Source organism: Pseudomonas qingdaonensis (assembly GCF_018398475.1).
GTDB lineage: Bacteria > Pseudomonadota > Gammaproteobacteria > Pseudomonadales > Pseudomonadaceae > Aquipseudomonas > Aquipseudomonas palmensis.
On sequence record NZ_CP074676.1, the window covers coordinates 5366305 to 5386938 of the forward strand.

Below are 20634 nucleotides of genomic sequence, written 5' to 3' on the forward strand. Positions count from 1 at the left end.
CTCAACGGAGGTTTTTTCATGCAGATCTATAAAGTCGGTGGTGCTGTGCGCGACCGCCTGCTGGGCAGGCCGGTCACCGATATCGACTGGGTGGTGGTGGGTGCGACGGTCGAGCAGATGCAGGCCCAGGGCTACCGTCCGGTGGGGGCCGACTTCCCCGTCTTCCTTCACCCTCACAGCGGTGAAGAATATGCACTGGCGCGTACGGAGCGCAAAAGCGGGCGCGGCTATGGCGGCTTCACCTTCCATGCCAGCCCCGAGGTCACACTGGAAGAAGACCTGGTGCGGCGCGACCTGACCATCAATGCAATGGCCGAGGACGAACAGGGCCAGATCACCGACCCGTACAAGGGCCAGCAGGATCTCCAAGACCGGATTTTACGCCACGTTTCCCCCGCGTTCGCCGAAGATCCCCTGCGCGTGCTGCGCGTAGCGCGTTTCGCTGCGCGCTATGCCGGGCTGGGTTTCCAGGTAGCCCCCGAAACCCTCGCACTGATGCGCGAGCTGAGCGAGTCGGGTGAACTGCAGGCCCTTACCGCCGAGCGCAGCTGGAAGGAAATCGCCCGCGCCCTGATGGAAGAGCAACCCCAGGTGTTCATTCAGGTGCTGCGTGATTGCGGGGCGCTGAAGCAGTTGATGCCCGAACTCGACGTGCTGTTCGGCGTTCCGCAACCTGCGGCGCATCATCCTGAAATCGACACCGGCGTGCATACCCTGTCGGTGCTGGAGCAGGCGGCCCGTCACAACCAGCCGCTGACGGTACGCTGGGCCTGCCTGCTGCATGACCTGGGCAAAGGCCTGACCCCCGAAGAGGAGTGGCCGCGGCATATCGCCCATGAGCACCGCGGGCTGAAGGCGATCAAGGCGGTCAACCAGCGCTTCAAGGTACCGCGCGACTGCCAGGAACTGGCCTTGCTGATGGGCGAGTACCATACCCATGGCCACCGGGCCCTGGAGCTGAAGGCATCGACCTTGCTGGAGTTGCTGCAGCGCTTCGACGTGTACCGGCGCCCGCAACGCTTTGAAGAGTTCATCGCCGCGTGCGAGATGGACGCGCGCGGGCGACTGGGGTTGGAGGAGCGTGATTATCCACAGGCCGCCTACCTGCGTGGCGCAGCAGACGCCGCGCGGGCAGTGGCGGTGCAGCCACTGGTAGAGAAGGGCTTCACCGGCCAGGGCCTGGGCGAGGCGATCAAGCGCGAGCGGCTGAATGCGCTCAAGGCCTACAAGGAAAGCGCCAAACCCTGAATCGTTAGGCCGGCAAGGGCGGCGATTCCTGATTGCCGCCCCTGACCGTTAGTCCAGCGGCAGCGCCTTGCCATTCCAGGTGAATGGCACCGGTTCGAGTACCTGGTCGATCTGCGCCTGCTGCCACAACTGGGCCATGCTCTTGCCTGCTCCAGGGTGCACCAGTTCCGGCGCGATCAACGACAATGGCCACAAGACGAACGCATTCTTGAGAATTTCGGCCCTTGGCAACACTAGGCCGTCGAAACTGCCGTGCAGGTCACCATACATCAGCACGTCGATATCCAACGGCAGCCCCTTGCGATCCGGAGCATAACGGCCGTTGTCGGCCTCGATGAACTTCAGGCGACGGTCCAGTTCAAGCAATGGCAGGTCGGTCAGGCCGGTGACCACCAGATTGAAAAACGGCCCGCTCTTGATGCCCACCGCCTGGCTTTCGAACACCGTCGAGCAGCGCATGTCCCTGAGCATCGCAGCCAGCGCATCGAGCCCGGCGCCGAGGTGCCGCTCGCGCTCGATGTTGCTGCCAAGGCCTAGGTATACCGGGGTCAGAGACATCCGCGCTCGATCTCCACGCCCACCCCGCTTGCCGCCGCGATGGCGCCAGGCTTGGTCAGCTTCAGTTGCAGCCAGGGAATCTGGAACTCGTCCATCAGCACCTTGGCCAGGCGTTCGGCGAACGTCTCGACCAGCTCATAGCTGGCCTGTTCGGCAAATGCCTGGATACGTGCCGTGACGCTGGCATAGTCCAGGGCCAGGCTCAGGTCGTCGCCGGCCGCCGCCGGGCGATTGTCCCAGGCGAACCGCAGGTCCAGGCGCAGGCACTGGCGAATACCGCGTTCCCAGTCATAGGCGCCGATCACGGTGTCGACTTCCAGCCCTTCGATGAACACTCTGTCCAAGCACTTCTCTCCACAGCACGACAAGGGCGCCTTGCGCCGCTAGAATCAGGGCGTCCTCGCCTGGAATAGTTAGCATGTTTTGGTTACTGGCGTCGCTCGCCTACCTGCTCGGCTCGCTGTCCTTCGCCATCGTTCTCAGCCGCCTGAGCGGCAGCCCCGACCCGCGTGCCTGCGGCTCAGGCAATGCTGGCGCCACCAACATGCTGCGTCTGGCAGGCCGCAAGCTGGCGATCCTGACCCTGCTTGGCGACCTGTGCAAGGGCCTGTTGCCCGTGCTGATCGCCAGCCTGGTCGGCCTCAACGAGCAGCAGCAGGCCTGGATAGGCCTGTGCGCGGTGGTCGGCCACCTGTTTCCGCTGTACTTCCGCTTTCGCGGCGGCAAGGGCGTGGCCACTGCCGCCGGCGTGCTGCTGGGGCTCTACCCCCCGGCCGCCCTGCTGGCCATCAGCGCATGGCTGCTGACCTTCTACCTGACCCGCACCAGCTCGCTGGCCGCCTTGATCGCAACGCCCCTGGCCCTGCCCCTGCTGGCCTGGCGCGAGCCCGAGGCGTTGCTGCCGATGAGCGTGCTGACCGTGCTCATCGTATGGCGCCATCGCGGCAATCTACGCGACCTTTTTGCCGGGCGCGAACGGCATTTCTGAGGCGTTCACATGAGCGGCGCTCATGCTCACAGCCCCTGCAACTGCTCCATCGGCCAGCGTGCCTGCACGCTGATCGCCAGGGTTTCCCGCTGCCCGGCCGCCAGACGCTGGCACCCGGCATAGGCGATCATCGCGCCGTTGTCGGTGCAGAACTCGGGGCGCGCGTAGTACACATTGCCCTTGAGCCCGGCCAGCATCTCCTCCAGCGAGGCACGCAGGGCCTTGTTGGCACTCACTCCACCTGCGATCACCAGGCGCTTGAGCCCGGCCTGCTTGAGGGCGCGCTTGCACTTGATGGTCAAAGTCTCCACCACCGCCTGCTGGAACGCCAGAGCAATGTCGCAACGGGTCTGCTCGGTGTCGTCCCCGGTACGCTGGCACTGCTGCCAGGTGTTCAGGGCAAAGGTCTTCAGGCCGCTGAAGCTGAAATCCAGGCCCGGACGATCGGTCATCGGCCGCGGGAACACGAACCGACCCGGCACGCCCTGCAGCGCCAGGCGCGCGATCTCCGGGCCACCGGGATAGTTCAGGCCCATCATCTTGGCCGTCTTGTCAAACGCTTCGCCGGCCGCATCATCGAGGGACTCGCCAAGCAGTTCGTACTGGCCGATGCCATCTACACGTACCAACTGCGTATGGCCGCCCGACACCAGCAAAGCGACGAACGGAAATTCCGGCGGTTGCGCCTCGAGCATCGGTGCCAGCAGGTGGCCCTCCATGTGGTGCACGCCCAGGGCCGGGATGCCCCAGGCAAAGGCCAGCGCCTGGGCGCACGAAGCCCCCACCAGCAGCGCCCCGACCAGGCCAGGGCCTGCCGTGTAGGCGATGGCGTCGATCTCGGTGGCCACGCAGTCGGCCTCGGCCAGCACCTGGCGGATCAACGGCAGCATGCGCTTGACGTGATCACGCGAGGCCAGCTCCGGCACAACCCCGCCATACGCGCGGTGCAGGTCGATCTGACTGAACAGTGCATCGGCCAGCAGGCCGCGTTCGCTGTCGTATAATGCGACACCAGTTTCGTCGCAGGATGTTTCCAATCCCAGTACTAGCATGGGTTTGCGCCTTGTTGGGGCTGAATTCGAAGGCGCGCATGATAGTCCTCGCTCCCGGTGCCGACCAGCGGTTTTCGATCAGAGGCTTTGCATTCAGGCCAGCTAAGGGTTAACATCCGCAACCCTTAAAAACCGACGTTCTCCAGTGCACATATTTGCCACGAGTTCGTTGACCCCCGGTAATGAATGAAGGTAGCTCTGGATGCCAGCCGTCAAAGTTAAAGAGAACGAACCCTTCGACGTAGCTCTGCGTCGTTTCAAGCGCTCCTGCGAAAAAGCCGGTGTACTGGCTGAAGTTCGTAGCCGCGAATTTTACGAGAAGCCAACTTCCGAGCGTAAGCGCAAGGCAGCAGCCGCTGTCAAACGCCACGCCAAGAAAGTTCAGCGCGAACAGCGCCGCGCCGTTCGTCTGTACTGATACAGCCGTTCGTCGCCAGCTTCTGCCATGCCCGGTGCAAGCCGGGCTGTCGGCAGTTGATGCTGTTTCCTCTGGCCTGGACCTTCGGGTCGAGCGCCTGAGATGCCCAAACTGCTATGCAGCAAGGGCAAGCCTGCCTTACACGTCAGACCTGGCCTTACCGCCAGCAGTGCACGTCACCCCTGACGAGCCTTCACCGGCTGCAGACGAGCACACCCCCTTTCCTTTTTTGTGTCACGTCATTCGAGCTTGCATCGAATGCGTCGCTGTTCCCGCAGCATTAGCGATTACACTTGATTGTCGCCTGATGACGAGAGTGCCATGGCCGGGCTGATTCCCCAGAGTTTTATTGACGACCTCCTCAACCGCACCGACATCGTCGACGTGGTGAGTTCGCGTGTAAACCTGAAAAAGTCCGGCAAGAATCACACGGCCTGCTGCCCGTTCCACAAGGAGAAGACCCCCTCCTTCAGCGTCAGCCCCGACAAGCAGTTCTACTACTGCTTCGGTTGCGGCGCCGGCGGCAATGCCCTGGGCTTCATCATGGACCACGACAACCTGGACTTCCCCCAGGCTGTCGAAGAGCTGGCCAAGGCCGCCGGCATGGAAGTGCCGCGCGAAGAGAGCAGCCGCGGGCAAAAGCCCCGCCAGCCCACCGATTCGCCGCTGTACCCGCTGCTCGAGGCCGCTGCCGAGTTCTATCGCCAGGCCCTGAAGAACCACCCGACACGCCGCTCGGCCGTCGAATACCTCAAGGGCCGCGGCCTGTCCGGCGAAATCGCTCGCGACTTCGGCCTGGGCTTCGCGCCGCCGGGCTGGGACAACCTGTTCAAGCACCTGAGCAGCGACGCCCTGCAGCAAAAGGCCATGGTCGACGCCGGCCTGCTGATCGAGAATGCCGAGACCGGCAAGCGCTATGATCGCTTCCGCGACCGCGTGATGTTCCCCATCCGCGACAGCCGTGGCCGGGTCATCGCCTTCGGTGGGCGGGTGCTGGGCGACGACAAGCCCAAGTACCTGAACTCCCCCGAAACCCCTGTGTTCCACAAGGGCCAGGAGCTCTACGGACTGTACGAGGCACGCAAGTTCAACCGCAACCTCGACGAGATCATCGTGGTCGAGGGCTACATGGACGTCATCGCCCTGGCCCAGCAAGGTTTGCGCAATGCCGTGGCCACCCTTGGCACCGCCACCAGCGAAGACCACCTCAAGCGCCTGTTCCGCGTGGTGCCCAGCGTGCTGTTCTGCTTCGACGGCGACCAGGCCGGCCGCAATGCCGCCTGGCGCGCCCTGGAAGCCACGCTGTCGAGCCTGCAGGACGGGCGCAAGGCGCGCTTTCTGTTCCTGCCCGAAGGCGAAGACCCGGACACCCTGGTGCGTGCCGAGGGCACCGACGCCTTCCGTGCGCGCATCAACCAGCATGCTCAGCCGCTGGCCGATTACTTCTTCCAGCAACTGACCGAAGAAGCCGACCCGCGGTCGCTCGAAGGCAAGGCGCACATGGTGACCCTGGCCGCGCCGTTGATCGACAAAGTGCCCGGTGCCAACCTCAAGGCCCTGATGCGCAACCGCCTGCGCGAAATAACCGGCCTGGACCTGCACCAGGTCGAACAGCTGGCCCACAGCGCCCCCAGCGAGGCGCCACCGGCGTACGACCCGGGCATCGACTACGATGCGATTCCCGACTACAGCCCGGATTACAGCGACTTCCACCAGCCCGAGCATTTCCAGCCGCAGCAGCAACAATGGACGCCAAGCCAGGGCGGGCAGAAGAAGAAGTGGGAAGGCAAGCCCTGGGACAAGAAGGGCAAGCCGTGGGACAAGAACGGCAAACGCGACTTCCAGCCACCGCCGCGGGTGCCGACGTCGGTGGAACCGCCGACCTTGAGCGCCCTGCGCACCCTCATGCACCACCCACAACTGGCCAAGAAGGTCGAGGATGCCAGCCATTTCGCCGCTGAAGAGCATGTGTATGCCCAGTTGCTGGTGGCGTTGCTCGAAGCCTTGCAAAAGAATCCTGAGCTACGCTCCTTACAGCTGATCGCGCGTTGGCACGGCACCGAACAGGGCCGATTGTTGCGCGCATTGGCAGAAAAGGAATGGCTGATCGATGCCGATAACCTTGAACAACAGTTTTTCGACACCATAACTAGTTTGTCCGCTCGCCAACGCGAGCGCAGCCTGGAACATCTGCTCAGGAAAGCACGTCAAAGTGAGTTGAGCGCAGACGAGAAAAATCAGCTGCGTGACCTGTTAAGCCGGAATGTTCCCGCACAAACCCCGACCTCAACTGGCGCGTGAGGTCCTAGCTCGGGTATAATCCTCGGCTTGTTTTTTGCCCGCCAAGACCTTCAGTGGATAGGGTGTTATGTCCGGAAAAGCGCAACAGCAGTCTCGCATCAAAGAGTTGATCACCCGCGGTCGTGAGCAGGGCTACCTGACTTACGCGGAGGTCAACGACCACCTGCCAGAGGATATTTCAGATCCGGAGCAGGTGGAAGACATCATCCGCATGATCAACGACATGGGGATCAACGTATTCGAGAGTGCTCCGGATGCGGATGCCCTTTTGTTGGCCGAGGCCGATACCGACGAAGCCGCCGCCGAAGAAGCTGCCGCAGCGTTGGCGGCCGTGGAGACCGATATCGGTCGCACGACAGACCCGGTGCGCATGTACATGCGTGAAATGGGTACCGTCGAGCTTCTGACCCGCGAAGGCGAAATCGAAATCGCCAAGCGTATCGAAGAAGGTATCCGTGAAGTGATGGGCGCCATTGCGCACTTCCCGGGCACCGTCGACTACATCCTCGGCGAATACGACCGCGTCACCACCGAAGGTGGCCGTCTGTCCGACGTGCTCAGTGGCTACATCGACCCGGATGACGGCATCGCGCCGCCGGCCGAAGTACCGCCGCCTGTCGATCCGAAAGCCCCGGCCAAGGCCGATGCGGACGACGACGAGGAAGAAGAGAAGGAAGGCGCCAGCGATGAAGAGGACGAGGTCGAAAGCGGCCCCGATCCGGTCGTCGCCCAGCAGCGTTTCGGCGCTGTCGCCGACCAGCTGGAAGCAACCGCCAAGGTCCTGAAGAAGCACGGTCGCCACAGCAAGCAAGGTATTGCCGAGCTGCTGCAACTGGCCGAGCTGTTCATGCCGATCAAGCTGGTACCCAAGCAGTTCGAAGTACTGGTGGAGCGCGTGCGCAGCGCCCTGGAGCGCCTGCGCGCCCAGGAACGCGCCATCATGCAACTGTGTGTGCGTGATGCCCGCATGCCACGTGCCGACTTCCTGCGTCTGTTCCCGAGCAACGAAGTGGACACCACCTGGAGCGGCGATCTGTCCAAGCGCAGCGCCAAGTGGGCCGAAGCACTGGGCCGCCTGGACGCCGATATCGTGCGTTGCCAGCAAAAGCTGATCGACCTGCAGGAAGAGACCGGCCTGACGATCACCGAGATCAAGGACATCAACCGTCGCATGTCGATCGGTGAGGCCAAGGCCCGCCGCGCGAAGAAAGAGATGGTCGAAGCCAACTTGCGTCTGGTGATCTCCATCGCCAAGAAGTACACCAACCTTGGCCTGCAATTCCTCGACCTGATCCAGGAAGGCAACATCGGCTTGATGAAAGCGGTGGACAAGTTCGAATACCGTCGTGGCTACAAGTTCTCGACCTATGCCACCTGGTGGAACCGTCAGGCGATCACTCGCTCGATCGCCGACCAGGCCCGCACCATCCGTATTCCGGTGCACATGATCGAGACGATCAACAAGCTCAACCGCATTTCCCGGCAGATGCTGCAGGAAATGGGTCGTGAACCGACCCCGGAAGAGCTGGGTGAGCGCATGGAGATGCCTGAGGACAAGATCCGCAAGGTACTGAAGATCGCCAAAGAGCCGATCTCCATGGAAACCCCGATCGGTGACGACGAAGATTCGCACCTGGGTGACTTCATCGAGGACTCGACCATGCAGTCGCCAATCGATGTGGCCACGGTCGAAAGCCTGAAGGAAGCGACCCGGGACGTGCTCTCCGGCCTGACCGCACGTGAAGCCAAGGTGCTGCGCATGCGTTTCGGTATCGACATGAACACCGACCACACCCTCGAAGAGGTAGGCAAGCAGTTTGACGTGACCCGCGAGCGGATCCGTCAGATCGAGGCCAAGGCGTTGCGCAAGCTGCGCCACCCGACGCGAAGCGAGCATCTGCGCTCCTTCCTCGACGAGTAATGACGAACCCCGGCAAATGCCGGGGTTTTTCTTTTTCAGGCCCTGACGTTTTAACCCCTGCGTTCTTCGCCCTTCGGTCAAACCCCCGTCTACACTCGAATCTATCCACTTGAGTGACGAGGCCGCTATGCCCAGACTGCCGGCCCTCGTGCTGCCCCTCCTGCTGATGTGGAGTGCAGCGGCCGGCGCCTTGACCCTGAACGACGAAGAGAAAGCCTGGCTCAGTGCGCATCCGCAGCTGCGCCTGGGCGTCGACGCATCCTGGCCACCCTTCGAATACCGTGACCAGGACGGCAAGTACCAGGGATTGGCCGCCGACTACATTGCGTTGATCCAGGAGCGCCTGGGTGTTGTGTTCACGCCGATCGAGCCGAGCAGTTGGTCGGCCGTGCTCGAACAGGCCCGGCAGGGCCAGCTGGACCTGCTGCCCGGCATCATGTCCACCCCCGAACGCCAGGGCTACCTGGCCTTCACCCGCCCTTACCTCGACTTCCCCATCGTGATCCTGGCCCACGAAGGCGGGCCCAGGCCCCGTGACCTCAAGGAGCTGTACGGCCTGAAAGTCGCCGTGGTGGAGAACTACGCCCCACACGAACTGCTGCGTACCCACCACCCCGACCTCAACCTGGTGGCGCTGCCCAATGTCAGCTCGGCGCTTCAGGCCCTGGCCACCGACGAAGTCGATGCTGTGGTCGGCGACCTCGCCTCCAGCGTCTGGAGCCTGCGCCAGCTAAAGCTCGAAGGGCTCTACGTCAGCGGCGAAACCCCTTACCGCTACCAGCTGGCCATGGCGGCCCCGCGCCAACAGAAGATGCTGATCGGCATCCTCGACAAGGTGATTGCCGACATGAGCCCGGCCGAGCTCAGTCATATCCAGGAGCGCTGGGTCGGCAAAGTGCTGGAAAACAGCAACCGCTGGCGCGACCTGCTGCTCTACGGCCTGCCCGGCATCCTGCTGCTGGTGGCGATACTGGCGGCGGTGATGCGCGTCAACCGTCGGCTAAGCTCGGAAATTTCCCGGCGCATAGCCCTGGAACAGGAGCTGCGCAGCAGCGAGTACCACTACCGCGGCCTGGTCGAGAGCCTCTCGGCGATTGCCTGGGAAGCCGATGCCAACAACTTCACCTACAGCTATGTCTCGCCCCACGCCGAAGACCTGCTCGGCTACCCGATCAGCCAATGGCTCAAGCCCGGCTTCTGGCGCGACATCCTGCACCCGGACGACGCCCTCTGGGCCCAGGCCTACTGCGACAGCGAAACCGCCGCCGGCCGCGACCACAGCCTGGACTACCGGGTGATCCGCGCCGATGGCAGGGTGCTGTGGGTACGCGACATCGTCAGCCTGATCGAGCATGGGCACACCCCGGTGATGCGCGGGCTGATGATCGACATCAGCGAAACCAAGAACACCGAGCAGGCCCTGCGTCTGTCGGAGCAGAAATTCGCCTCGGTGTTCCAGCAATGCCCCGACATCCTGCTGATCGCCCGGGTCAGCGATGGCTGCCTGCTGGAGGTCAACGAAGCCTTCGAGGACCAGATCGGCCTGAGCCAGGACCAGGTGATCGGCCGCACCGCCGCCGAGCTCAACCTGTGGGGCATCGAAGACCAGGGGCCAGCCCCGCTGCAGCGCCTGCAGGGCGGCAACATCCGCAACCTCGAAATGCCTTTTCGGCGCAGCAACGGCCAGCTGTTCACCGGGCTCACCTCGGCGGAGATCTTCGACCTGGACAGCACCCCGGCGCTGGTGGTGGCGGTGCGCGACATCAGCCAGCTCAAACAGACCCAGGAGCAACTGCAGACCTCCGAAGAAAAGTTCGCCAAGGCCTTCCACGCCTCGCCTGACGGCCTGCTGCTGTCGCGCCAGAGCGACGGGCTGCTGATCGAGGTCAACGACGGGTTCTGCCGCATCACCGGCTTCGATAGCCAGGTACTGGACCACAGCACCCTGGAGCTGGGCATCTGGGTAGACCTCAACGAGCGCCGGCAACTGCTCGAGCTGCTGAACCGAAACGGCTTCGTACGCGACTTCAGCTGCCACATCCGCCGCGCCGACGGGCAGATCCGCCTGTGCGAAGTCTCGGCGCGGCCGCTGCCGATTGCCGGCGTGGACTGCATGCTGACCATCGCCCGCGACATCACCGAACGCCATCTGATGCAGGAAAAACTGCAACTGGCGGCCACTGTGTTCGAAAACACGGCCGAAGGCGTACTGATCACCGACATCGACCAGCACATCAGTGCGGTCAACCGCGCGTTCAGCGAAATCACCGGCTACAGCGAGTTCGAAGCGCTGGGCCAGACCCCGCGCCTGCTCGCCTCGGGCCAGCACGACAGCGCCTTCTACGCCGCCCTGTGGCACCAGCTGACCGCCGAGGGTCACTGGCAGGGCGAAATCCAGAACCGGCGCAAGAGCGGCGAGCTCTACCCTGCGTGGCTGACCATCAGCGCCGTGCGCAATCACGAGCGTGAGATCACCCACTTCGTCGCCGTGTTCGCCGACATCTCCAGCCTCAAGCATGCCCAGGCCGAGCTCGACTACCAGGCCCACCATGACCCCCTCACCGGCCTGCCCAACCGCACCCTGTTTGAAAGCCGGCTGCAGGCCGCACTCAGCAGCCCACAGCCTTCGGGTCGCCAGGGCGCGGTACTGTTCCTCGACCTGGACCGCTTCAAGCACATCAACGACAGCCTCGGCCACCCGGTCGGCGACCTGCTGCTCAAGGCAATCGCGCAGCGCCTGAAAGAACAGGTGCGCGACAACGACACCGTGGCACGCCTGGGCGGGGACGAATTCATCATCCTGCTGCCCGGCCTGCACCAGCCAAGCGATGCCGAGCATATCGCCAACAAGCTACTGGCCTGCTTTGGCGCACCGTTCCAGGCCGGCGAACACGAGTTCTTCACCAGTGCCAGTATCGGCACCAGCCTGTACCCCCAGGACGGCACCGACGTGGCCTCGTTGATCCGCAACGCCGATGCGGCCATGTACCGCTCCAAGGCCAAGGGGCGCAACCGGGTCGAGAGCTACACCCGCGACCTGACCGCCCAGGCCGCCGAGCGCATCGCGCTGGAGCACGAACTGCGCCGCGCCATCGAGCGCAAGGAACTGAGCCTGAGCTACCAGCCCAAGTTCAGCCTCAAGACCCAGAGCCTGGTGGGCGCCGAGGCACTGATTCGCTGGCGCCACCCGACCTTCGGCGACGTACCGCCGGAGCACTTCATCTCGCTGGCGGAAGAAAATGGCATGATTCTGCAGCTGGGCGACTGGGTGTTGGAGCAGGCGTGCCGGCAGATGCAAGCGTGGAAGCACAGCTACCTTGCGTTCGGGCCACTGTCGGTCAACCTGGCGGGCGCGCAGTTGCGTCAGCCGTTGCTGGTACAGCGCATCGAGCAATTGCTGCGCACTCACCAGCTCAAGGCCGGCGACCTTCAGTTGGAGATCACCGAGAACTTCATCATGAGCCAGGCCGAGGAGGCGCTGGCCATCCTGCACCAGCTCAAGCGCATCGGTGTACAACTGGCCATCGACGACTTCGGCACCGGCTACTCCTCGCTCAGTTACCTCAAACGCCTGCCTCTGGACATCCTCAAGATCGACCAGTCGTTTATCCGCGGCCTGCCGGATGACCCGCACGATGCGGCAATTGCGCGGGCGATCATTGCGCTGGGGCGCAGCATGCAGCTGACCATCATCGCCGAGGGCGTGGAGAACCAGGCGCAGCAGCAATTTCTGGCGGCCGAGGGTTGCGAACAGATCCAGGGCTACATCGTCAGCCTTCCGCTGGCGGCGCCTGAATTCGCCGCGACCTTTCTACGCCGGGCAGTTTCGGATCTTTCGGATAGCACAGCCTCGAAACCCTCGCTATAATCCGCGACCACTGGGGCCTATAGCTCAGTTGGTTAGAGCAGAGGACTCATAATCCTTTGGTCCACGGTTCAAGTCCGTGTGGGCCCACCAATAAAATCAGTGGCTTACGCTAATTCAGGTAAGCCACTGTGATGTAGCTAGGAAGTTTTTTACCCGTTTCCTCCCCGTTTCCGTTTCTTAGAATATGGGGCACGGGCGTCTCACGCCTGCTTGTGCAGCGCATAGGGGGCGAGAGCATGGCTATCAGACCCAACGCAGCTCCATCCGTACGTGCTCAGTGCAGTAACGTTTGCCGAGAGAGTGCTAAGAGGACGGCATGGGGGCAAGCTGACCCAGACGTAAGGAGACAAAAATGCATGTGGTAATTTCATGGGATATCCATGGCCAGCATCACTGGAATGAAATCAATGAAAAGCTTAAAGCTTGCATTGCTTCACGCTCTTGGGTAAAGCCTCTTAACACACTATATGTCGTACAAGTTTGGTCAATTCAAGATCGAGACGCAATCATTGAAGCGATGACTAATGTCGCAAGACAGCACCCAAGCGATGTTCAAATTTTATGCACACCAGTAATGACTGGTGGCTCTTACAATGGCTGGCTGCCTGAAAACATGTGGAATGAGATAAATTTACGGACGAATTAAGCATGACCAGATTTATTCCGAGGCCGCATGGTAGCTCAACCTCAATTCATGCCGACCCTAGTACGATCGCCCCATCAGCACCAACTCAGAACCCGAATACATCAGAAGCTTTCAACGTAGTAGTCTCAATTCCAGACAACATCCAGATTCGCATGGTAGACGCAAGCGCTCTTGGCGACTATGAAGTCTGGGTTTTTATTGCCTCAATAGTATCGAATTTTGTAATTGGCTTTTTAATTTCCTACATCCAGGAAGCGAAAGCCGGGTCTGCGAGCGCAACTTATGTACTCTGGAATACTATCGCATTCAGCATATTGCTAGCAATTTCTTTAGGCGTGGCTATTTTCAAAAGGATAGCGCTTAGAAAGAAGGGACGACAAATTTCACTTAAAACAAGCGGTGCTACGGACGTAACGGTGAGAAACTGAAGGCTAGCTGTTCGTAAGTCGGCGCAAAAGTATAAGAAATCTTGACCACCACGACCGCTGGGAGGATAAATAGCTTTATCCTCCCACTGGCCTAGCTCGCACATTACGTACTTTTAAACATGCCGTGGATACCCATAAACTGGATATTCAAGAAGTGGTCATTTTTTATAAGAGTAGCTATCTGATTCGTTCTGAACATGACAGGGCGAGCGTTGATTGAGCCGTCCCACGCCTGAAACGAAAATTTCTCTGCCTCTTCATACCCAACCCCCCAATACTCTACGAACGCATTGAGGAACGTCGCGATAGCAATGAGCGCCGCCTTTGCATCTTCGTGAGTATAAAGCTCGAAGTCTCCAGCAAGCAGCTTATGCTTGGTATCCTTCCCCTTTCTTGGCGGGGGCTTTATTTCTGTATGAGTTATGCCCTCAGGCCCAACTTTTGTCTCAATTATTGCCTTCCTAGAGTTTACCTTAGGATGAACCATGTTGTTTCTATTAACGATCATTTTGACGACAGCCTGGATATGAGCATCACCACGAGGCAGCTCTTTATTTGTGTGCCACTGCAATAAAAAATCAAATTTATCCAGCGTCTTAAGCTTATCTAGCTCCTTCGAAAACTTGTCGTTAATCTCAATTGGTTGAAGAAACGAGTTAGCCGCTGCCTCAAGCGCACAGTTCACGGACAGGATCGACGCCTTAGCCATTGCGCTATTCAGATCCGAGTTATCACAGGCGACGGCAGCCTCATACTGTAGTGGTCTAATGATTCCCGACACCCATTTAGGCGAGAATGCTCGCCATAGAGAGGTGTCTGATGACCAAGCAACGTCGTACCTTTACGCCCGAGTTCAAACGCGAAGCTGCCAGCCTGGTGCTCGACCAAGGCTACAGCCACATCGAAGCAGCCCGTTCGCTCGGCTTGGTGGAGTCGGCCCTGCGTCGATGGGTCAACCAGCTCCAGCAAGAGCGAGGCGGTGTCACTCCGACCAGCAAGGCGCTGACGCCCGAGCAGCAAAAAATCCAGGAATTAGAAGCCCGAATCAATCGGCTGGAACGGGAAAAATCGATCCTAAAAAGGCCACCGCGCTCTTGATGGCCGAGGAACACGAGCGTTCGCGTTAATCGATCAGCTCCGCTCTGAAGAGCCTGTTGATCTGTTGTGCTCGGTATTTGAAGTCACCCGATCTTGCTACTACGCGCACTGCCGAAAACGTCGAATTCCCGACGTTGAGCAGCTGGTTTTACGCAGCCGAGTGAACGAACTGTTCACCTAAAGCCGCAGCGCGGCGGGCAGCCGAAGCATCATGTTCATGATGCGCGAGGACGGCATAGAAATTGGGCGCTTCAAGGTGCGTAAGCTGATGAGCGAAATGAAGCTAATCAGTAAGCAACCCGGTTCACATGCCTACAAAAAAGCGACGGTCGCGACCAGATATCCCGAACGTGCTGGATCGAGCGTTCACCGTATCGGCACCAAACGAAGTTTGGTGCGGTGACATCACTTATGTCTGGGCTCAAGGTCGCTGGCACTATTTGGCTGCCGTCATCGATCTATTCGCCCGCCGCGTGGTGGGCTGGGCATTTTCAGCGAAGCCCGATGCCGACCTTGTGATCAAGGCATTGGATATGGCCTATGAACAGCGTGGTCGGCCACAGAGCGTGCTGTTTCACAGCGACCAAGGCAGCCAACACGGCAGCCGAAGCTTCCGTCAGCGGCTGTGGCATTATCGGTTCAAACAGAGCATGAGTCGACGGGGAAACTGCCACGACAACGCGCTGATGGAGCGGTTGTTTCGCAGTTTGAAAACAGAATGGGTGCCAACAGTGGGATACATGAGTGCTTTCCTGGCACAGCAGGATATTGGTCGGTTTTTGATGCAGCGCTACAACTGGCAACGGCCACACCAATTCAACGGCGGACTAGCGCCCGCCGTGGTTGAAGAAAAACTTAACGCCCGTGATTAGTTGACCACTACACTGGGCCGTCTGTCCGGCCTGTCGATCTGTTTAGAAATCGCACCCAGCACGGTTGTACCGTTCTTGGGGTGACTATGCGCCAGTCTTACCCGGTGTAGGCCCCGTCTTTTAAGGGCCGCGTCCATAATGCATTGAGCATCAGCGAGACGAGACGAGACGAGACGATTACAGCGTTCATTGAATTAGACCAAAGCACTGCACTTTGGGGATATCTATTATCTCACTTTGGCTCACTATCTGACAGTGCCATACATCCCAAATTCTTCGTCATGAGGAAATCTCGATTGCTACAAACTGCAGGATAGGCTAACCGCCGGTAAAGTGTGCGCACACTATATTGAACCAAGCGACATGTGGTCCACCTACTCAACGGAGACTAATGTATGGACAAGTCCGGTCGAACCATAAATAAAAGGAGGGGATCGAGCATCAGTTGCTGAGGCCAAATAAGAATGCGCAAACAAAAACGCATCAGCAGATTGAGATCGGGAGTGAGGGAAAGGTACGCTTTGAGATACTGCTTACCAACTCTGAAAAAACAGCCATCAAAGAAATGGCAGATGTTGAGCGTTGTTCTTCACGCCGCTGGATCATTGATGCTATCCGGGTAGGCCTAACCCACGAGCCTCAATTCAAGATGACTGAAATAGACGCATTGGATGAGTCTAATTACCATCTACTTGCACTTGGCCGCAATCTCAACCAGATAGCCCGACAACTGAATGAAGGGCACTACGAACCAATTACCGTGGAGAGAATCAACGCCATTAGTCATATCATAGAAAAGCATGCAGACATGGTAAGTAGTGCCATTCGCGCTAGCTTATAACGTTGGCGAATAACTCCGATGACGTGAGTGGGTGATACTCCCTTGAAACTATCAAACTCAGCTCCAAAATAAATCTGTCACTAGGAGCCCAGCACTAGCACCACAGGCATCCGCATGAAGCGGCTATAACCACGTTGGCAATATATGATTGCCAAATCTCTACCTAGGACACTAAAATTCCAAGCTTTTATTCAGAAAGGACCGCAGAGTACGCTCTCGCACCGAAATTCATAAAGCTATAGGAGCCTCTAGGACCCGCAGTACCTGTTTTTTCTCTGGACGTAGAGAGGACACACTTATCGCATTTGACTCATTATCTGGAGAACGCTTTCACCTAGATGCGTTTTTTGCAAGACGTCCAAAGATCAATGAAGCTAACAGTCTCACCATTAACGGAAAAATCAACAAAAGGCTTTTCCGTGTCGCTGAATGCGCGTCGAAGCTGGGAATTAAAACTGTATGTGGAAACTCCTTAACCAATAATATTTTTGATCAGTCGCACGCGGCATCACTGTGGTTTGACATTAGTCATATGGCCGCTGAGCAGGACATTCAGTTTACGTGTGAGGTAAGTCGTGATTTAGCGCTAGAATCGCTTCATGGTGATATACAGCCTGCAACCCCATCTACCCTCATCTCTGGCGTCGCCAACAGCCGAGTCATGGATTGGGCAGAAGTAACGAATATTATGCGTGAACTACCAAGGCTCGCGGACGACTTTCAAACTAGGCAATTTATATTTCTTTCACAGACGTGGCGTGTGAAACCGCTTTACTTTGTAATACGTCGAACATAGCGGAGATTCCACGAACACAGTAAATTTAAAACTGCTTCAAAAGCACGCAAAGTAAACCATTGAATTCTGATATATTTCTACTTATGAGAAGCTAGACCACACTACGAATTACATTGACATAGCTAACCAGAGATAAGCAAAATAGCCTTTCGACAGAATGGTGAATGCGTGATGTAGCCCTTAGCTGCGCTGACATTCGCCAGAGACACGCGATTGACGCGTCCTCTGCAGCGACGACAAACGCGAAACTGTACATATAACTCTACGAATAGCTCCTTTTAGATTACATCAAAAATGAAAGCAAGACAGATGAAATTATTGAAAATGAAACAAGCATGAAAGAGATTGATATTAAAAAAATGCTTGGATACCACTTACTCAAAGAAAATACTACACAAGCTATTTTCTATGAGTACTCGTTCCATTTTGGACGCCGACGAGCAGATTTGATTAGCGCTGAAGAAGGAATGATTATTGGATATGAGATCAAATCCGCATTTGATCGAATTGACAGGCTCGCCGACCAATTGAGTTCGTACACGCAGCTTTTTGATTTTGTGTATGTTGTGTGCGACAGTAAAAACATCAGCGCAATTCGAAAGCTCACGCCCGAACGCATTGGAATTTATCTATGCACACCAACAGGGGTAAAAAGAATACGAAAAGCAAAGCAGATTAAGAACTTTGACTGCATAACAACTCTTGACGCCGTGCCTATTGACTGCTTGCGCCGAACATTTAAAACGACTGGAAAGTCAAAGCTGGAAATCTGCGAACAGATCTCTAAAACTAGCAAAAGAGAGGAAATTAAGATTTTCTTCAGGCAATACATCATCCAGAAGTACGGAGCTCAAACCGCCCATCTCCAAGGAGAGTTAAGCAGCAGCATAATGCTGGATGATGTATACTCGCTAAGTTTAGCACCAAACAAATTAGGCACTTAGCAGTTTAACGCGTCTAATCATATAGTTACAGGCCCTAACAGATATCCAGAACGACGGACTGATCCCCGACGGAGTGTTTTTAGATGCGCTATCTATTTCAGCGTCACCCCAGCTATGATTGGTTGAGTACATAGGATCAACTAGAACTTGCTTCGCACACAAAACATAAGAACCGGCATCCCTACGCTTTCGGTAGTAATAGAAAGTCGTATCCGTACCGAAGTCTATTCGAGGTACGAAGGTTCCACCCCGCATTTCAATTTGCTTAACGTTAATAGACGCAAAATCACCAAACTGAAGACTAGGTCTATTGTGCTTCAGCGAAACAAATAGCGAATGTTCATAAATTTCAAACTTCCCATATGCATCCCCTTTGCCCTCTTGAGCCACCTGATAGGGAAAAGAACCTGCAACGCAAACTACTCTCTCTAACCATTCCTGAGAGTTTGGCATCCTGGATATCGTATCAAAGGCTCTTTGATAGGCATCGGCCACGGCAGCCAGGCCATCGTCCTTCACTTTTTCTCTAATACATCCTTCATCCAAAAGAACGTATAACCGAGAATCCTTTAACTCAGAGGCAACGGTACTTATAATTTCCTCATATTCTTCGGCGTCCAAATGTGCAGGAAGACGCAGCGCCATCTTCTTGTACTTATTTGTTACAGAAGAAACGAATGACTTGGCCTCATTCAAGTCCTCATCTAATTCATAGTTAATATGAATCACTGGAACAATATTTGGACCACAATTCAAATCCAACCAAATCCGCCAACTTTCATAGCCATTAGCCGGACAAAGAATGCTTTCAGTTTGTTCGTTTTTTTGTTTTTCGTCAGTTGTCACATCCAAAATATAGGGCATATCACCCTGGATATTTTTGATTTGATCCAAACGTTTTAGGATGTCGCCAAATGAGTTTTTCTTAGTTATTCTAGACTTGGTTATTTCATAAACAGGAAGCATCTTACGCCTGTACAAAACGTCGACCGCTGAGATAGCTCTAAGCTCCGCATCCTTCGTTTTAAGCACAGGAAAATAAATTAAGCTATTCCAATCCATGCCCTTTCATTCCTAAATTTTTTGCTCGAACTCGCACAGCAAGAGTCGAAACTTTAAAGTACTGGGCTATAGCCTCGATGCTCCCAGCAAACAATCGAACTTTTTCTTTGAATGTTGGCTCAGGCATTAGAAGCTCACTAGCGAAGCGATTAGCTTCAGCTTCCATAGGATTACTTTCGCCATTTCGGAAAAAGTTTAGATCTTGAAATTCTTTTTGCTGCCATCTATGACGGCAATAATGGCCAATTTCATGAGCAATTGTGAAACGCTGCCTATTCGGGTGGTGAAGTGCATTCACCTTGACAACCCAACCGTCTTTATTTTCTAAACGACTCAACACCCCAGAAATTTCATCTTTCATGGGGACACTAAGTAGCTCGACACCTAAAACCGACAGTAACTTTTGCACATCCAAAGGAGAGGTTTCAACGCCTTTACGCTTAGCCAGCTCGAGCAGTTGAGCCACGGTAAACGTTTCAGCAGAGCTGCTGTCATCACTCACATTCGAGGACGCAACTAAATTAGGCTTAACGTTTTTCCGAATAAAGGCCATTTCTCACCTACTCACTAAGCTTGCCGTCGCCACCAGAACAGTTTTCGGTCTCATCCATTTCTGCGAGCCGATTACTCACTTCCAGTATAGCATCTTTATGAGCATTTATTCTAGCTTCGTGATCAGAGAGCGAATCCAGTATATCCCCGTATGTAGCATTGATTTTTACAATCTCTTTCTTTGCTCTCTTCTCGATTATTTTTGTAAACTCACCAGCTTTACAATATTCATCGAAGTGGGCCTTTGATTCTTTAACAACCTCAGCCTTGGACGAGCTTCTTATAATCACAAATGCCCCACCCACAATCGCCGCATTCAAGGCAATTAGAACACTTATCATAGTCTGATAAAACGACACCTGCATCGACCAAAGACTGTCTACGGATATTAGAGATTTTTCTTTAACCATTCTGGCAATCACCAATTGCTCGTACGGATCAAGCTCAGTGATTTCTTTGCTCGGAACATACTGCGAATGGCTGATAATCATCTCGCTGATCGGTGCAAAATGAAGTATGGCTAATGCTGCCAACAGGCCTATACAAGTGGCTAACAATGTAGGGGCAAGAATATGCTTGGCTTGCAAGTCGTTCATCCTTGATAGCAGAGCAGTGACGAGGCGAATAGGGCTCATAGACATCAGAGGGCCTCGGGCGGTAAATGCAAAAGATGGCGTTTTGATCCTACTAGGCAGATTCGCCTATGTCCATGCACCGTATAGCCTATTGATATCATCGATACTCATGCTTCTGCGAGGGGGCAGATCAATCGGCCAATGCTACCTACTCGGTATCAGGCCCCATCAATGCCTAATAGGTGCAGCGTGGGTACATCACGGTACAGTACTCAGCTTTAGCAACCTCCGCAAAACTACGCTCAATGCCGCGAAATACGGGGCCTGCAGCTATGCCAACCTACGTTCACCTACGAACGATTTCGCTAGGCATAACACATCGCTCAGCAACTCATAATCCTTTGGTCCACGGTTCAAGTCCGTGTGGGCCCACCATACTCAAAGCCGCGCATTACGCGGCTTTTGC

At 56.6% G+C, this 20634-nt stretch carries 17 protein-coding genes, 1 tRNA gene and 1 pseudogene; 12 read left to right on the forward strand and 7 right to left on the reverse strand.

What is annotated here, in order from left to right; all coding sequences use genetic code 11:
* Window positions 1–18 precede the first annotated feature (18 nt).
* A complete protein-coding gene (locus KH389_RS24640; RefSeq protein ID WP_213606414.1) occupies window positions 19–1248 on the forward strand; it encodes a multifunctional CCA addition/repair protein in 1230 nt (409 codons plus the stop codon).
* A gap of 48 nt (window positions 1249–1296) precedes the next feature.
* Here the strand turns inward: KH389_RS24640 and folK are convergent, their stop codons facing one another.
* Window positions 1297–1806: a 2-amino-4-hydroxy-6-hydroxymethyldihydropteridine diphosphokinase gene (gene folK / locus KH389_RS24645; RefSeq protein WP_043863747.1), complete on the reverse strand. Its 510-nt coding sequence runs from the start codon at window positions 1804–1806 to the stop codon at window positions 1297–1299.
* Window positions 1797–2150, reverse strand: a complete 354-nt coding sequence (gene folB, locus KH389_RS24650) for a dihydroneopterin aldolase (protein WP_043863746.1) — start codon at window positions 2148–2150, stop codon at window positions 1797–1799. Before folB ends, folK begins: the two co-directional genes overlap by 10 nt.
* Before the next feature lie 74 nt (window positions 2151–2224).
* On the opposite strand from folB, the gene plsY reads away from it, so the two are divergent.
* Window positions 2225–2794 (forward strand): glycerol-3-phosphate 1-O-acyltransferase PlsY, encoded by a 570-nt coding sequence (gene plsY, locus KH389_RS24655; RefSeq protein WP_043863745.1) that lies wholly within the window; start codon window positions 2225–2227, stop codon window positions 2792–2794.
* Window positions 2795–2820: 26 nt separating this feature from the next.
* Here plsY and tsaD read toward each other — a convergent pair whose 3' ends face one another.
* Window positions 2821–3846 carry a tRNA (adenosine(37)-N6)-threonylcarbamoyltransferase complex transferase subunit TsaD gene (tsaD, locus tag KH389_RS24660; RefSeq protein WP_054915962.1) on the reverse strand — a complete coding sequence of 342 codons (1026 nt, stop codon included), beginning with the start codon at window positions 3844–3846 and terminating at the stop codon, window positions 2821–2823.
* Window positions 3847–4048: 202 nt separating this feature from the next.
* On the opposite strand from tsaD, the gene rpsU reads away from it, so the two are divergent.
* The 7 genes from rpsU (at window position 4049) to KH389_RS24695 (ending at window position 13428) form a co-directional block, all read left to right on the forward strand.
* Window positions 4049–4264 (forward strand): 30S ribosomal protein S21, encoded by a 216-nt coding sequence (gene rpsU, locus KH389_RS24665; RefSeq protein ID WP_002551877.1) that lies wholly within the window; start codon window positions 4049–4051, stop codon window positions 4262–4264.
* 321 nt (window positions 4265–4585) lie between these two features.
* On the forward strand, window positions 4586–6565 hold the full coding sequence (gene dnaG / locus KH389_RS24670; RefSeq protein WP_043863743.1) for a DNA primase: 1980 nt from the start codon (window positions 4586–4588) through the stop codon (window positions 6563–6565).
* A 67-nt stretch (window positions 6566–6632) separates the two neighbouring features.
* On the forward strand, window positions 6633–8486 hold the full coding sequence (gene rpoD / locus KH389_RS24675) for an RNA polymerase sigma factor RpoD (protein ID WP_213606415.1): 1854 nt from the start codon (window positions 6633–6635) through the stop codon (window positions 8484–8486).
* Between the two features lie 127 nt (window positions 8487–8613).
* Entirely contained in the window at window positions 8614–12354 is a 3741-nt protein-coding gene (locus KH389_RS24680; RefSeq protein WP_043863741.1) for a bifunctional diguanylate cyclase/phosphodiesterase, read from the forward strand.
* 13 nt (window positions 12355–12367) lie between these two features.
* Window positions 12368–12444, forward strand: a tRNA-Ile gene (locus KH389_RS24685).
* Window positions 12445–12706: 262 nt separating this feature from the next.
* On the forward strand, window positions 12707–13000 hold the full coding sequence (locus tag KH389_RS24690) for a hypothetical protein (protein ID WP_213606416.1): 294 nt from the start codon (window positions 12707–12709) through the stop codon (window positions 12998–13000).
* 2 nt (window positions 13001–13002) lie between these two features.
* Entirely contained in the window at window positions 13003–13428 is a 426-nt protein-coding gene (locus KH389_RS24695; protein WP_213606417.1) for a hypothetical protein, read from the forward strand.
* Between the two features lie 103 nt (window positions 13429–13531).
* Here KH389_RS24695 and KH389_RS24700 read toward each other — a convergent pair whose 3' ends face one another.
* The gene (locus KH389_RS24700) at window positions 13532–14137 is read right to left on the reverse strand and encodes a hypothetical protein (protein WP_213606418.1); all 606 of its coding nucleotides are present in this window, start codon (window positions 14135–14137) and stop codon (window positions 13532–13534) included.
* Between the two features lie 110 nt (window positions 14138–14247).
* Here KH389_RS24700 and KH389_RS24705 point away from each other — a divergent pair.
* The 3 genes and pseudogenes from KH389_RS24705 to KH389_RS24715 all read left to right on the forward strand — a co-directional run bounded on the left by KH389_RS24705 (window position 14248) and on the right by KH389_RS24715 (window position 17979).
* Window positions 14248–15398: pseudogene (locus KH389_RS24705) on the forward strand (IS3 family transposase).
* A gap of 445 nt (window positions 15399–15843) precedes the next feature.
* Window positions 15844–16239, forward strand: a complete 396-nt coding sequence (locus KH389_RS24710; protein ID WP_244988660.1) for a plasmid mobilization relaxosome protein MobC — start codon at window positions 15844–15846, stop codon at window positions 16237–16239.
* Between the two features lie 1131 nt (window positions 16240–17370).
* A complete protein-coding gene (locus KH389_RS24715; RefSeq protein WP_213606419.1) occupies window positions 17371–17979 on the forward strand; it encodes a sce7726 family protein in 609 nt (202 codons plus the stop codon).
* On the opposite strand, the gene KH389_RS24720 is transcribed toward KH389_RS24715, so the two are convergent.
* Genes KH389_RS24720 through KH389_RS24730 form a run of 3 tightly spaced genes read right to left on the reverse strand, consistent with a single transcriptional unit; the run spans window position 17968 to window position 20189 of the window.
* Entirely contained in the window at window positions 17968–19041 is a 1074-nt protein-coding gene (locus tag KH389_RS24720; RefSeq protein ID WP_213606420.1) for a beta family protein, read from the reverse strand. The genes KH389_RS24715 and KH389_RS24720 overlap by 12 nt on opposite strands.
* Complete coding sequence (locus tag KH389_RS24725; protein WP_201012840.1) at window positions 19028–19594, reverse strand: ImmA/IrrE family metallo-endopeptidase; 567 nt, start codon at window positions 19592–19594, stop codon at window positions 19028–19030. The genes KH389_RS24720 and KH389_RS24725 overlap by 14 nt, the downstream gene beginning before the upstream one ends.
* A 7-nt stretch (window positions 19595–19601) precedes the next feature.
* Window positions 19602–20189, reverse strand: a complete 588-nt coding sequence (locus tag KH389_RS24730; protein ID WP_213607557.1) for a hypothetical protein — start codon at window positions 20187–20189, stop codon at window positions 19602–19604.
* Window positions 20190–20634 lie beyond the last annotated feature (445 nt).